11 protein-coding genes are annotated in these 13909 nt (G+C 72.3%); 5 read left to right on the top strand and 6 right to left on the bottom strand.

Annotation, left to right across the window (positions count from 1 at the left end; genetic code table 11):
- Window positions 1-7: 7 nt before the first annotated feature.
- From cydB to G9Q41_RS17390, 3 genes are all read left to right on the top strand, one after another.
- A complete protein-coding gene (cydB, locus tag G9Q41_RS17400) occupies window positions 8-1015 on the top strand; it encodes a cytochrome d ubiquinol oxidase subunit II (RefSeq protein ID WP_165632990.1) in 1008 nt (335 codons plus the stop codon).
- A gap of 577 nt (window positions 1016-1592) precedes the next feature.
- Complete coding sequence (cydD, locus tag G9Q41_RS17395) at window positions 1593-5042, top strand: thiol reductant ABC exporter subunit CydD (protein WP_207631128.1); 3450 nt, start codon at window positions 1593-1595, stop codon at window positions 5040-5042.
- A 66-nt stretch (window positions 5043-5108) separates the two neighbouring features.
- On the top strand, window positions 5109-6263 hold the full coding sequence (locus tag G9Q41_RS17390; RefSeq protein WP_092524903.1) for an ATP-binding protein: 1155 nt from the start codon (window positions 5109-5111) through the stop codon (window positions 6261-6263).
- A gap of 282 nt (window positions 6264-6545) precedes the next feature.
- Here the strand turns inward: G9Q41_RS17390 and G9Q41_RS17385 are convergent, their stop codons facing one another.
- The 3 genes from G9Q41_RS17385 to pheA all read right to left on the bottom strand — a co-directional run bounded on the left by G9Q41_RS17385 (window position 6546) and on the right by pheA (window position 9139).
- Window positions 6546-7187: a response regulator transcription factor gene (locus G9Q41_RS17385; protein WP_092524901.1), complete on the bottom strand. Its 642-nt coding sequence runs from the start codon at window positions 7185-7187 to the stop codon at window positions 6546-6548.
- A 96-nt stretch (window positions 7188-7283) separates the two neighbouring features.
- A complete protein-coding gene (locus tag G9Q41_RS17380; RefSeq protein ID WP_092524899.1) occupies window positions 7284-7808 on the bottom strand; it encodes a DoxX family protein in 525 nt (174 codons plus the stop codon).
- A gap of 392 nt (window positions 7809-8200) precedes the next feature.
- Entirely contained in the window at window positions 8201-9139 is a 939-nt protein-coding gene (pheA, locus tag G9Q41_RS17375; protein ID WP_165632989.1) for a prephenate dehydratase, read from the bottom strand.
- Window positions 9140-9324: 185 nt separating this feature from the next.
- On the opposite strand from pheA, the gene G9Q41_RS17370 reads away from it, so the two are divergent.
- A complete protein-coding gene (locus G9Q41_RS17370; RefSeq protein WP_092524895.1) occupies window positions 9325-9930 on the top strand; it encodes a macro domain-containing protein in 606 nt (201 codons plus the stop codon).
- A gap of 128 nt (window positions 9931-10058) precedes the next feature.
- Here the strand turns inward: G9Q41_RS17370 and G9Q41_RS17365 are convergent, their stop codons facing one another.
- The gene (locus G9Q41_RS17365) at window positions 10059-10409 is read right to left on the bottom strand and encodes a metallopeptidase family protein (protein WP_092524893.1); all 351 of its coding nucleotides are present in this window, start codon (window positions 10407-10409) and stop codon (window positions 10059-10061) included.
- A 7-nt stretch (window positions 10410-10416) separates the two neighbouring features.
- Window positions 10417-11502 (bottom strand): septum formation family protein, encoded by a 1086-nt coding sequence (locus tag G9Q41_RS17360; protein WP_242687603.1) that lies wholly within the window; start codon window positions 11500-11502, stop codon window positions 10417-10419.
- 98 nt (window positions 11503-11600) lie between these two features.
- Here G9Q41_RS17360 and serS point away from each other — a divergent pair, with 98 nt between their 5' ends.
- Window positions 11601-12860, top strand: coding sequence for a serine--tRNA ligase (gene serS / locus G9Q41_RS17355; RefSeq protein WP_165632988.1), 1260 nt, complete (start codon window positions 11601-11603; stop codon window positions 12858-12860).
- Window positions 12861-13185: 325 nt separating this feature from the next.
- On the opposite strand, the gene G9Q41_RS17350 is transcribed toward serS, so the two are convergent.
- Window positions 13186-13830, bottom strand: coding sequence for an endonuclease (locus tag G9Q41_RS17350; protein ID WP_165632987.1), 645 nt, complete (start codon window positions 13828-13830; stop codon window positions 13186-13188).
- Window positions 13831-13909 lie beyond the last annotated feature (79 nt).

Here is a 13909-nt window from a genome sequence, read left to right as displayed (position 1 = left end):
TGATCTGATGGATCTGCCTGCTTTCTGGTTCTGCGTTATCGCCCTGCTCTGGTTGGGGTATCTCTTCCTGGAAGGGTTCGACTTCGGGGTCGGCATGCTGCTGCCGATCCTCGGGCGCAGGGAAGCCGAACGTCGCGTGCTGATCAACACGATCGGCCCCGTCTGGGACGGCAACGAGGTGTGGCTGATCGTGGCCGGCGGCTCCATGTTCGCCGCCTTCCCCGGCTGGTACGCCTCCCTGTTCAGCACCGCCTACCTCCCGCTGACCGTGCTGCTGATCGTGCTCATCGGCAGGGGAGTGGCCTTCGAGTACCGGGGCAAAGTGGACACCGCCCGGTGGAGGAAGTCCTGGGACGCGGTCATCGTGCTGGCCTCCTGGGCCGCCCCGCTGATGGTCGGCCTGATGCTCTCGGCGACCGTGTTCGGGCTGCCGCTGAACGCCAACGGCGACAGGGTGGGCAGCCCGCTGGTCATCCTGACCTGGCCGAACGTCCTCGGGGCCGTGTCCGTGCTCGCGTTCTCGCTGCTGCACGGGGCCGCCTTCCTCGCGCTGAAGACCGAGGGCGAGGTGCGGGCACGCGCCCAGCGGTTCGCGCTGACCCTGGGAGTGCCGCTGCTGGCCCCGCTCGCCGCGCTGCTGCTGGTGGCGCAGCTGCGGGAAGGCGCCAGCTGGACCTGGATCCCCCTGCTGACCAGCCTCGCGGCCGGGCTCGCCGCCCTGGGACGCCAGGCCCGATCCCGGGACGGCCAGGCGTTCACCCTGCAGGGGATCGCGCTGGCCGGAGCAGTGGTCACCCTGTTCGGCGCGCTGTGGCCGAACGTGCTGCCCTCCACCCTCGACCCGGAGTGGTCGCTGTCCGTGGCCGAAACGGCCTCCAGCCCCTACACGCTGGCCGTGGTGAGCTGGGTGGCCGCCTTCGGGACCCCGGCCGTGCTGGTCTACCAGGGCTGGACCTACTGGGTGTTTCGGAAGCGGATCGGGACCAAGCACATCCCCCCGGTCCACGTTCCTTAGTGGGTCGGCGGTGCCGGTTGCTTGGCGGTGCGGGTGGCGGAACCTCTCGCGGGCTCTCGCTCCGGGAGGCCCGACATCGGGTAGCGGCCTACACAACGTCGGGCCTTCCTCGCGAGAGCACCACGAGAGAACCCGCGGCGGTGCCGGCGGGTCAGGCTCACAGCGCTTTCGTTGGGGTGGCGCCTTGGTGGGGAGTTCCTGTTCGGGTTTTGCGTCGGCTTGGTTGGCCCGCGGTGGTGCCGGTGGCTCGGGCTCAGAGCGCTCGCGTTGGGGTGGCGCCTTGGTGGGGAGTTCCTGTTCGGGTTTTGCGTCGGCTTGGTTGGCCCGCGGTGGTGCCGGCGGGTCAGGCTCAGAGCGCTCGCGTTGGAGGGGCCTCTTGGTGGGGAGTTCCTGTTCGGCGGTGCCGGTGGTTCGGGCTCAGAGCGCTCGCGTTGGAGGGGCCTCTTGGTGGGGAGTTCCTGTTCGGGTGCTCTGCGTGGTTGCTCACCAGCGGCCCGACACTCCCAGGGCGCCGTCCCACGTGCCGGCCGAGCAACCACCTACGTGAACACTGCAAGTCCCTGACCAGGAGGGTCGGTTGCGCATTCCGAACCCCGCGCGCCCCCGAACGGGAGACGCCGAACCGGGCGCGCTGAGTCGCGGCCCGCTCGGCGCGCTGCCGCACCTGTCCGCCTCGACCCGCCGCGCGCTCGCCGCTTCCGGGCTGCTCGCCCTGGCGAACGCGCTGGCACTCGTGGTGCAGGCCTGGGCACTGGCGAGCGCCCTGGCCGACGTGGTCCTGCGCGGATTCGCCGCGGACGGGATCGCGCCCCGGATCGGCGTGCTCTGCGGTGCGGTGCTGGCGCGGGCCGCGCTGAGCTGGGCGACCGAGAGCGTCTCGGCGCGGGCCGCGGCGGGCGCCAAGGAGGAGCTGCGCTCCCTGCTGCTGGACTCGGCGCTGCGGCGAGGTCCGGAGTGGATAGACGGCTACGGCGCGGCCGAGCTGACCACACTGGCCACCAAGGGGCTGGACTCGCTCGACGCCTACTTCACCAAGTACCTGCCCGCCCTGGTGACCGCCGCGATCGTCCCCCCGGTGATCGGGGCCCGGATCCTGGTGGCCGACTGGCCCTCGGCCGTGACGATCCTGCTCACCGTCCCGCTGATCCCGCTGTTCGCCTGGCTGGTCGGGCGCTACACGGAGGGCAGGACCAAGCGCGCCACCGACTCCCTGCAACGCATGTCCGGACACCTGCACGAGCTGGTGCGCGCGCTGCCGGTGCTCACCGCCTTCGGCAGGGCGCGGGCCCAGGGCGAGGCGGTGCGCCGGGTCAGCGAGCAGCACCGGCGCAGGGGAGTGAGCACCCTGCGCATCGCCTTCCTGTCCGCGCTGGTGCTGGAGCTGTGCTCCTCGCTCTCGGTGGCGCTGGTGGCAGTCGGCATCGGGATGCGGCTGGTTTCGGGCGAGCTCCCCCTGGAAACGGGGCTGCTGGTGCTGGTGCTCGCCCCCGAGTGCTACCTGCCGCTGCGCGCGGCCGGGGCCGCCCACCACGCCAGCGAGGACGGGCTGGAAGCGGTGCGCCGCGTCGAACTGGTCCGCACCCAGCGGTCGGGCGGCGAGCGGCCGGGCGAGGAGCGGTCGGACGAGCGCGAGCCGGGAACGCGGCGCTGGCCGGCGGAGTGGCCCGCCGACGCGCGGCTCTCCGTGGACGGGCTCAGCGTGCTCCGGCGCGGAACCCGCACCCCCGAGGGGCTGAGCTTCACCGCCGGACCGGGCGAGGTCCTGCGCCTGGAGGGATTCGCCGGGATCGGGCCGAGCGGGAGCGGCAAGTCCACCACGATCGCCGCGCTGCTCGGATTCGTCACCCCGGAAACGGGCAGCCTGCACTACGGCGGGGTCGAGATCGACGATCCCACCGCCGAGCGGTGGCGCTCGCTGCTGGCCTGGATACCGCAGCACCCCGTGTTCTCCGGAGGGACCGTCGAGGACGAGCTGCTGGTCGCCGCGACCGACCAGCCCGCCGGAACAGCGGCCCACCTGGAGGGGGCGCTGGACTCCTCCGGGGCCGGTCACCTGCGGCACCGCCCGGTCGACGCGCTGTCCACGGGGGAGCGCCAGCGGGTGGCGGTGGCCCGCGCGCTGCTGCGGCTGCGCGGAGGGGCCCGGATCCTGCTGGCCGACGAGCCCACCGCGCACCTCGACACGGCTACGGCCGCTCGGGTGGAGACCGCGCTCGACGAGGCCGCCGCCGCGGGGTCCGTGGTCGTGCTGGCCAGCCACCGCCAGGCCAACCCGCGGTCCCCGCAACCGGAGGTGCGCGGGTACGAGACCGCGGGCGCCGCCGAGGAGCCGCTCCACGGGAAAGCGCGCCTGCGCGCCCTGGTCACCGCGCGCGGCCTAGGAGGGGCCGGGCTGGGGGTGCTGTCCCTGATGTCGGGGGTGGCGCTGACCGCGACCTCCGCGTGGTTGATCGCGCGGGCGGCGCAGCAGCCACCGGTGCTGACCCTGAGCGTCGCGGCGGTGGGGGTGCGCACCTTCGCGCTCTCGCGCGCCGTGCTGCGCTACACCGAGAGGCTGCTCACCCACGACGCCGCGTTCCGGCTCGCCGGGAGGCTGCGCCGTTCGCTCTGGGAAGGCCTGGTGCGGCTGGGACCGGCCAGGGCGGGCGCGCTCGCCAGAGGGGAGGGGGCGGCCAGGCTCGTGGACGACGCGGACACCGTGCGCGACCTCGCTCCGCGCGTGTTCGTCCCCCCGCTGATCGCGGTGGGCGTGGGCGGCGGGGCCGTGGTGCTGCAGGCCCTGGTGCTGCCCGCGGCCGGGGTGCTGCTCGCCGCGGGGCTGCTGGTGGCCGGGCTCGCCGGGCCCGCCGTGGCGCTGTTGGTGCAGCGCCGCGCCGCCGCAGCCGTGGCCCGGGGGCGGCGCGAGGTCGCCGCCCGCGTGCTGGGGCTGCTGGAGGCCGCGGCCGAGCTGCTCGCGTTCGGGGCGGCGGACTCCCGCAGGGCCGAGCTCGCCGAGGCGGACTCGCGGCTCGCCGCCAGGGCCAGGCGCGTCTCCGCGGGCGAGGGGGCGGCCGGGGCGGTCGTCACCCTGGTCATGGGGGCCGCCGTCGTCGGCTGCACCGCCCTGGCCGCGCGGGCCGTGGCCCGGGGCGAGCTCGCCCCCGAGCTCGCGCCGCTGCTGGCGCTGGTCCCGCTGGCCGCGACCGAGGCGGTGGCCGAGCTTCCCGCGGCCGCGCAGCAGTGGCGACCGCTGCGGGCGGCCCGCCAACGGCTGGCCCCGCTGCTGGCGGAGCCCGGCGGAACGCCTCCGGGCGGCGCTGCCGACCGGGAGGGGACTGCCGGAACGCGCTCCGCGGGAGCGAACTCCCCGCGCGAGCCCACCGCGGCGGGCGAGGTGCTGCTGGACGGGGTGGACGTGCGCTGGCCCGGAGCTGCCGCCCCCGCGCTGCGGAACGTGACGCTGCACGTGCCGCGGGGAACGCACGTCGCCGTGCTCGGCGAGTCCGGCCGCGGGAAGTCCACGCTGCTCGCGCTGCTCGCCGGGCTGCTGCCCCCCGAGCGCGGGACGGCGAGCACGGCGGGGCGGATCTCCTGGTGCCCGCAGGACCCGCAGCTGGTGTCGACCACCGTGCGGGAGAACCTGCGGCTGGCCGACCCGGAGGCCGACGACGAGCGGATGGCGGAAGCGCTGCGCTCGGCCGCGCTGCCGGACTGGGCCTGGCGGCTGGACGAGATCCTCGGAACCGGCGGGACGCGGCCCTCCGGTGGCCAGGCGCGGCGTCTCGCGCTGGCGCGGGCGCTGCTGATGCCCGACCCCGAGCTGGTGCTGCTCGACGAGCCGACGGCCCACCTCGACGTGGACACGGCCGACGAGCTCTCCACCCGGCTGCGTGCTCAGCTGCACGGCCACACGGTCGTGCGAGTCACCCACCGGGAGTGCGAGGCGGCCGAGGCCGATCTGGTGCTGCGCGTGACCGAAGGCGGGCACGTCGCGGCCGAGCAGGCCGCTCCCGAGCGGGGAAGGAACCGGACCGAGCCGTGCCTGTGACTTTGCTCGTCTTTCGGCTCCGCAGGACGGACCAGCCGGCGCGCGGAGCCTAATCTCGTGGTTGTCATGGATTCAACGCTGGCCAGGCGGATGCTCGCGGCCTCGACGGAGATCACCCAGGCGGCGCTCGCCGCGGAGGACCCGGACGCCGTCCTCCCCCTGATCGTGCGCCGCGCCGTCGCGCTCACCGAGGCCGACCTCGGGCTGCTGATGGTCCGCGACGAGCAGGACAACCTCACCGTCGAGGCCTCCTACGTCGGCCCCCAGGCCGCGGGCCCGCCCACCGACCCGGTCGGCGCGGTGCTCTCCCCGCACTCGGCCGCCTCCCACGTCGCCCACAACGGGGTGCCGGTGGTCGTCGACGACCTCATCGACGACCCGCTGACCGCGCCCTACGTCCCCCGGGCGCTGCGGGTGTACGGCCCGTTCGCCGTGGCCCCCTTCGGCACCAGGGAGCGCCGCCTGGGCTCCCTGGCCGTCTACCGCAGGAGAAGCGCCGACCCCTTCACGAGAGTGACCGTCGACCTGCTGACCTCCTTCGCAGCCCAGGCCGGGCTGGCCCTGGTGCTGGCCGAGGGATCCACGGCGCGGCAGCGCATCGCCGTCTACCAGGAGCGGGAGTGGATCGCCCGCGACCTGCACGACGTGATCGTGCAGCGGCTCTACGGGGCGGGAGTGCAGCTGAACGTGCTGGGGCGCAGGCTGTCCGACCGGCTCGACGAGGAGGACGCGAAGCGGCTCACCGAGGTGACCGACCAGATCGACCAGACCATCGCCGAGGTCCGCGCAACGGTGCGCACCCTGACCTCCTCCGACCCGGAGCGATCCGAACAGCCCCCGGCGCTGGCCGACTCGCTGCGCTCGGAGGTGCGCATCGCGGGAGAGCTGCTGGGGTGGTCGCCCGAGCTGGAAGTGGAGGGCGAGCTCGACGACGTCCCCGTCGCGGTGGCCGACCACGCGCGCGCCGCCCTGCGGGAGGCCCTGTCGAACGTGGTGCGGCACTCCGGTGCCGGCGCGGTGTCGGTGCGGGTGCGCCGCACCGGGACGGGACTGCTGCTGCAGGTCGCCGACGACGGGTGCGGGATACCGCAGGACGTGAGCAAGCGCGGACTGCACAACATGGAGGAGCGCGCGGTGGCCGCGGGAGGGCACTGCGCGATCGAGTCCTCCCCCGAGCGGGGGAGCACCGTGACCTGGGAGGTTCCTCTTTCTTCTGGGTGAGGGTCGGCGGTGCCGACTGCGTGCGTGGTTGCTTAGCCGTCACGTGAGTCGGCGCCTTGCTGCGTTGAGCCGCTCTTGAGCAGCCACCTGCGCGGCGAGCGGCCCGGCCTTGCAATGCATCCGACTCACGCACCGGATGTTCTCGTCCTGCTCGGGCTCACAGCGCTTGCGTTGGTGTGAGCGCTCTGGTTGGGAGTTCCTGTTCGGGGCGCGTCGGCTCGGGCTCGCATCGCCTGGGCTGGAGCGAGCCCTCTTCCGGAACCTCCCGGGGAGCTCGGCGGCTCAACCCCGGTGGCGGGCGTACCAGGCCGCGGCCTGGGTGCGGCGCTCCATCCCGAGCTTGGCCAGCACCGAGGTCACGTAGTTCTTGACGGTCTTCTCCGCCAGGAACAGGCGCTCCGCGATCTCGCGGTTGCTCAGCCCCTCCCCGATGAGCTCCAGCACGCGGTGCTCCTGCTCGGTCAGGTCCCTGAGCTCGTCGTCATCGGGCTCACCACCGCCCCCTTCGCGCAGGCGGTCCAACACCCTCCTGGTGGTCACCGGGTCCAGCAGCGAACGCCCAGCGGCCACCTCGCGCACGGCGTTGATCAGGTCCTGGCCGCGCACCTGCTTGAGCAGGTACCCCGAAGCCCCCGCGTTGATCGCCCCGACGAGCGCCTGCTCGTCGTCGAAAGCCGTGAGCACCAGGCAGTGCGGCGGGGCGTCCGCGGCACGCAGCCTGCGGCACAGATCGAGCCCGTCCCCGTCCGGCAGCCGCATGTCGACCACGGCCACGTCCGGCCGGTCGGCCTCCGCACGGACCAGGGCTTCGTTCACACCTCCGGCCTCGCCGACCACCTCGACGTCCTCCTCGGTGTCCAGCAGATCGCGCAGACCCCTGCGAACGACCTCGTGATCGTCGACGAGCAGTACACGTACCGGCACGTCCGCAACGCTACTGGCAAGGAAAGCGCGATGCCGCGGGCAGGGGCCCGAACGGCAGCGGGTGCGCCCCGCGCCGGAACGGGCCGTTCGACGGCGTCACCTGCTGGACGAGCGCCCCTTGCCCTTCCGGCCCTTGCCGTTGCCGACCGCGTGCTGGGTCTGCTCGGCCACCCGGTGCGCACCGTGCCGGGCCCGGTAGCCGACCGAGGGCTTGCCCTTGGTGTCCACGGCCGTGGTGAGCAGCCCGCCCAGCAGCCCGAGATTCTTGAGGAAATGTATCTGCTGGCCCGCCCGCTGCTCCGGATCGGAGTACTCCCAGAACGCGTGCCCGGCCAGCGTGGTCGGGACCAGGCTGCCGCTGAGCAGTAGCGCGGAAAACCTGGGGAACTTGCCGAGCGCCAGCAGCACCCCCGCGCCGATCTTGATCCCGGCGTCGACCTTGACCAGCGTTTCTGTGTCGGTGGGGACCTGGTCGGGGAGGGTGTCCTGGACCGGGGCGGTGGCACGTTCCACGAGCGGGGCGGCCCCCTGGGCATGGCCCTTCGGGTCGCGGAACACTCCGATTCCACCGTATATGAAGACCGAGGCCAACAACGGCCGCGCGAGCCTGCGGATCAACATCGGCGAACCTCCTAGTAGCCGGCGACGTTTCGAGGCTACGCCCCAGAAGGCGTGCACGCCCGGCCAGCGACAGCGAGGGGCGGCAGCTCGGTTTGCTCGGGTGGTCCCTCTGCTCGGGTGGTTGCGTGGCGGAACCTCAGTCGGCGCCCGGCTGCGGGTGCCCCGACATCGGGTAGGCACCTACACAACGTCGGGGCCGTCCTCGCCGGGCACTCGACTGAGAACCCGCGGCGGTGCCGGTTGCTCGGGCTCAGAGCGCTTGCGTTGGGGTGGCAGGCTTTTCGGGGACTGGCTTGTTGTGGGTGGTTGCGTGGCGGCGGCTCGGATCCGCAGCGAGAGCCCGCGAGAGGTTCCGCCACGGAACCACCTACGCGAACCGGCCCGAGGAACCTTCAAAACCGCTCCGAGGAACCTTCAGCACCCGAGCGAACCCGCTCCAACCAGGCCGCGGACTCCCGGAACGCCTGCTCGGAGGCCGAGGGGCGCACGTTGACCGGCTCCCGCCCCGCCTTGGGGAAGGAGCCGAGGAAGCGCACCTCGGAGCAGCGCCGGTGCAGCCCGGCCAACGCGTCCCCGACGCGCGCGTCGGCCACGTGCCCGTCCAGGTCGAGGAAGAAGCGGTACGCGCCGAGCCCGTCCACCGTCGGGCGGGACTCGATGCGGCTCAGGTTGATCCCGCGCAGCGAGAGCTCGGACAGCACCTCCCCCAGCGTGCCCACCTCGTCGTGCGCGACCACTGCGATCGAGGTCCGGTCGGCCCCGGTCGGCTCGGGCAGCGGACCCGGGGCGCGAATCAGCAGGAAGCGCGTCGCCGCGTCGTCCACATCGGCGATCCCGCGGGCGAGCGGGACCAGCTCGGGGTGGTGCTGCGCCGCGACGGGGGCGACCACCGCCGCATCGGCCGAACCCGCGGCGACGTCCTCGGCCGCCGCCGCGGTGGAGGAGGCGGGCACGGTCGAGGCCCCGGGGAACCGTTCCGTCACCCAGCGGCGGACCTGGGCCAGGGCGTGCGGGTGGCTGGCCACCGAGGTCACGTCCCGCGCCGAGCTCCCCTGGCGCACCAGCACGTCGAAGCGGATCGGAAGCACCGTCTCGGCCACCGCGACGAGGGGCTGCCCCGAGGCGAGCCCGTCCAGCGTCGCCGAGACCGCTCCCTCGACCGAGTTCTCCACCGGCACCCCGGCCGCGAGCACCTCGCCGCCGCGCACGGCGTCCAGTGCCGACCTGATGGATTCGCTGGGGACCAGTTCGGAGTCGGTGTCCTCCGTCAGGGCGCGGCTGGCCTGTTCGGCGAACGTTCCCGGGGGGCCGAGATAGGCGATTCTGGGCACACGCTCAGGTTACTGGCGTCACATTTCCGGACGTCTCCCCGGTTCCTCCGGCGGGTGCTCCCGGCGCCCGAGGACAGCCGCGCGTCGCCTCCCGTTTCACCGGAGCGGAGGAGAGCGGTGGTGAAGATCATGCCCCTTGAGTGTGAGCTACCCAGTTACGCGAAAGTGGCATTTCCTGCGATGCTGTGTGCGTGACCGCGGATTCGGAGCGCTCGAGACACGGGGCGGAGCCGGAGCTGCGACTGGTCCTGTGCGCATTGGACGAGCCGCTGGCCGCAGCCTGGAACGAGGTCGCCGACGGTCGGGACGGCGTCAGCGTGCATCACGGTTCGGTGCTCGACAATCGCGTGGACGCCGTCGTCAGCCCGGCGAATTCCTACGGATGGATGCGCGGGGGCGTGGACGCCGCCTACGCGAACGCGTTTCCCGATGTGGAACAGCAGGTGCGCAGTGCGGTGCTCGCTTACCACGGCGGTGAGCTCCCCGTCGGGGAGGCGCTGCTGGTGCCCACCGGTTCCCGGGTTCCCGCCTGGCTGATAAGCGCGCCCACGATGCGTGCACCGGGGGAGAAGCTCCCTGCCGACACGGTGCACCCCTATCTCGCCGCACGGGCCATGCTGCGGTTGTGGTCCGGTGCGGTGCTCGACAACGGGACCCCGGTGCGCCAGGTCGTCCGCTCCATAGCGCTGCCCGGGCTCGGAACCGGAGTGGGCGGGGCCGCGCCGGAACTGTGCGCCAAGCAGGTCGCCGCGGCCTGGGACGAAGTTTTCGCCCGGGCCCACAGCCGCTGATCCCCGACTCCCTGCGGCTCCGCACCACCGTCGCTACCCGATGTCGGGGCACCCGCAGCCGGGCGCCGACTGAGCTTCCGCCACGCGACCACCCGAGCGAACGGACCCACCGACTCTCTCCCCCGGAATCAGCCCCACCCCAGCGCGTGCAGCTTCGCCTCATCGATGCCGAAGTGGTGCGCGAGCTCGTGGACCACGGTCACGGCCACCTCGTCGATGACCTCCTGCTCGTCGGAGCACATCTCCAGCAGCGGCTCGCGGTAGATGGTGATCCGGTCCGGCAGCACCCCGCCGTAGGTGCTGTCCCGCTCGGTCAGCGCGACCCCCTCGTACAGCCCCAGCAGCGACTCGTCCTCGGGGTGGTGGTCCTCCACGAGCACGACGAGGTTGTTCAGCTCGGCCATGAGCCCGCTCGGGACCGTGTCCAGGGCGTCGCTCACGAGCTCCTCGAACCGCTGGCGGGTCATCTCGACTGGCACTGCCGCATCACCTCGTGCCTGTTGCCGGTACGCCGGGAGTCGGGGAAGTGGTCGGGGCGGGCTGGTCGGAGATCGAAACCTCGGCGGCCACGCTTCCGGTGACCGGGGAGAACCCGTCGTCGTTCTCCTGAGGAGCCGCCACCTTGCAGTTGACCTTGCGCGAACCGGCCTGCCAGCTCTCCTCCTGGAGGTTGTCCCAGTACAGCGCCAGCCCCTTGTCCTCGGCGGCGTTCTTGCTGCCCGCGTAGTTCTTCAGCTGCTCCTGGCAGGTGGTGATCAGGTACTTGTCCTGGTCCTGCGTGGCGGGATACCCCTCGTCGAACTCCTTGCTCAGGTCGGCGACACCGACGATCTCCACGGAGTGCTGCTTCGAGCACTCCGTGGGAGAGGACAGCGAGTTGCCGCTGATGCCGAGGCAGGTCCCCACCTCGTAGGTGTCGGACTGGTCGAGCCGGCCCACCTTGTCGTCGAACCTGTACAGCTTCCCCGCCGGTCCGGGCTGCTGCAGCGCGCAGTGCAGCGTGCGGTCGCCGTTGTTCCAGCTCTCCCGACTCGGGAGGAAGGCGCTGGCCTCGAACCGGCCGTGCGGGTCGAACTGCTCGTCGAGGTACTGGCGAGCCACGTCGGTGCAGCGCTGCGACTTGAGCTCGTTGAACACCTCGGTGCTGGGGAAGGGGGCGTCCGGGCCGAAGCGCGCCCACACTTCACTCTTCCCGGTCATCTCGAAGAGGTGGGGTTCCGAGCAGTTCACCTTGCGGATGTCGCTGGCGTCCGGCTCGGTCCAGTTCAGGCACGTCCCAGCCGCGGCCTCGAACGGCGGAGGCGGAGCGGCGCTCGTCTGCTGCTCGCCCACTCCACCCCCCGTCGAATCGGGGGTCTCCGAGGACGGCCAGTTCAACGCCGCCGCAACGGTGAAAACCAGCAGAGCACCGAGAACGGCCGATATCATCACCAGCCGGGCGTTCGCGGAGTCACGTCGCGCACGCCTGCCCTCCGCGGAGGACGTCGAGTCGGACCGCTGGTCCTGCTGTGCGGGTTCGGGGGACTCGGCCATCACCTTCCATACTGCCTGCACCTCGTGCGGGCCGCTCAAGCAAGGGTGGCTGCCCGGGGGGCGCAGGTCGCGGACCGGAGCGCCGCGGAAGTACCCGGGCTCGCCCGCCGCCCCGTCGCAAGCTAGGCTGACCTGCCGTGATCGACCTGAAGACGCTGCGCGAGGACCCGGAAGCCGTGCGCGCTTCGCAGCGCGCCCGTGGGGAGGACCCCTCCCTGGTGGATGCCCTGCTCGCCGCCGACGAGCGGCGCAGGTCCGCGGTGGCCGGTGCCGACGACCTGCGTGCCGAGCAGAAGCGAATGGGCAAGGAGGTCGGCAAGGCCACGGGTGAGGAACGGGAGCAGCTGCTGTCCCGCGCCAAGGAACTCGCGAGCCGGGTCAAGGAGGCCGAGGCGGAGCAGACCGCTGCCGAGGCCGAGCTGGACCGCGCGCAGCGCGCCGTCGCCAACATCATCGAACCCGAGACGCCACCCGGCGGTGAGCAGGACTACGTGGTGCTCAAGCACGTGGGCACCCCGCCGGAGTTCGACTTCGAGGTCTCCGACCACCTCGACCTGGGAACCGCCCTCGGCGCCCTGGACATGGAGCGCGGGGCCAAGGTGTCCGGAGCGCGGTTCTACTTCCTGACCGGAGTCGGGGCCCAACTCGAGCTGGCGCTGCTGAACATGGCAGCGGCCAGCGCCACGGCCGCCGGGTTCACGCTCACCGTCCCCCCGGTGCTGGTGCGGCCCGAGATCATGGAGGGCACCGGCTTCCTGGGGGCGCACTCCTCCGAGGTCTACCACCTGCAGGAGGACGACCTGTACCTCGTCGGGACCTCGGAGGTCCCGCTGGCCGGCTACCACCAGGGCGAGATCCTGGACCTCTCCGAGGGGGCGCGGCGCTACGCCGGGTGGTCCACCTGCTTCCGCAGGGAAGCGGGCTCCTACGGCAAGGACACCCGGGGGATCATCCGGGTGCACCAGTTCAACAAGCTGGAGATGTTCGTCTACTGCGCCCCGGAGCAGGCGCGGGAGGAGCACGAGCGGCTGCTGGCCGCCGAGGAGGACATGCTCGGCAAGCTGGAGCTGCCCTACCGGGTGATCGACACCGCGGCCGGGGACCTCGGGGACAGCGCCGCGCGCAAGTTCGACTGCGAGGCGTGGTTCCCGAGCCAGCAGGAGTACCGCGAGCTCACCTCCACCTCCAACTGCACCACTTTCCAGGCGCGGAGGCTCAACGTCCGCCACCGCGACGAGGAGGGCGGCAACCGCATCGCGGCCACCCTCAACGGCACCCTGGCCACCACCAGGTGGATCGTGGCCCTGCTGGAGAATCACCAGCTCGCCGACGGTTCCGTGCGGGTGCCGGAGGCGCTGCGGCCATTCATGGGTGGAAAGGAACTGCTCACCCCCTGACGGGGTTTCTCCGTGGCGGCTCCCGCTGCTTGGTGGGTCACTTGGCGGAACCTCAGTCGGCGCCCGGCTGCGGGTGCCCCGACATCGGGTAGCGACCTACACAACGTCGGGGCCGTCCTCGCCGGGCACTCGACTGAGAACCCGCGGCGGTGCCGACTGCTCGGGGTCACAGCGCTCGCGTTGGTGTGGCGCCCTGGTCAGGAGTTCCTGTTCGGGTGCTCTGCGCACTTTCGGGAGAGTCGCTACTCAAGAGCGGCCCAACACAGCAAGGCGCCGACTCACGTGCCGGCTAACCGGCCCACTGAGCAAACTGCCGCACGTTTCATCACCCCGTGGTGGCTTCCTGACTCAGCTTCTCGACCAGCCCCTTCTCCAGGGTGACCCGCACGCAGGCGGCGGCGAGCCGAGCCAGGTCGGAGTCGTCGACCAGGGTTGCCAACCGCTGCCCGTCCGCGGGCAACCCCGCCCGCTCCGCACCCGTCAGGGCCTTCTTGTCGAAGTGGGGGCGCAGCTCGGGCCAGACCTCCTGGGCCTCGCGGCAGAAGATGTCCACCCCGACCGGCCCCAGCTTGGGCACCTCGCGCAGCCCCGCGCGCAGCTTCCCGAGGTCGCCGTCGGCCGCGCGGCGCAGTCGGCGCAGGTCCCCGCCGTACTTCCTCCGCAGCAGTTCGGCACCTTCCCCCAGCGCGGTGGCCGTGCTCTCGTCGTAGCGCACGTAGTGCCCCCTGCCGAGGGCGTCCACCCGCTGCTGCCAGGTGGCCGCGAGCATCCGCTCGGGCGTTCCGAACTCCGCCAGCTCGCGGCAGGCGGAAACGGCTATCTCGGCCTTGATGCGGGTGGACAGCAGCACCGAGAGCACGAGCAGCCGGTACAGCGGGGCGGGCTGGTCGCGCAGCTTGATCCCGGCCTCGGACGCGTAGGTGGTGCCCGCGACTTCCAGCAGTCCGCGGGCGGTGTCCCGTTCCGCCATCGCACCTCCCCACGAGATCGGTGTTCCGACGGGAGAACTCCTCCGCACAGGACTACCGCTCGGGGAGCGCGCCGAAACG

Origin of the sequence: Actinopolyspora sp. BKK2, from assembly GCF_011291845.1 — a bacterium.
GTDB lineage: Bacteria > Actinomycetota > Actinomycetes > Mycobacteriales > Pseudonocardiaceae > Actinopolyspora > Actinopolyspora saharensis.
The sequence above is the reverse complement of the archived record's forward strand: the minus strand, read 5'-3'. Positions and strand labels throughout refer to the sequence as shown.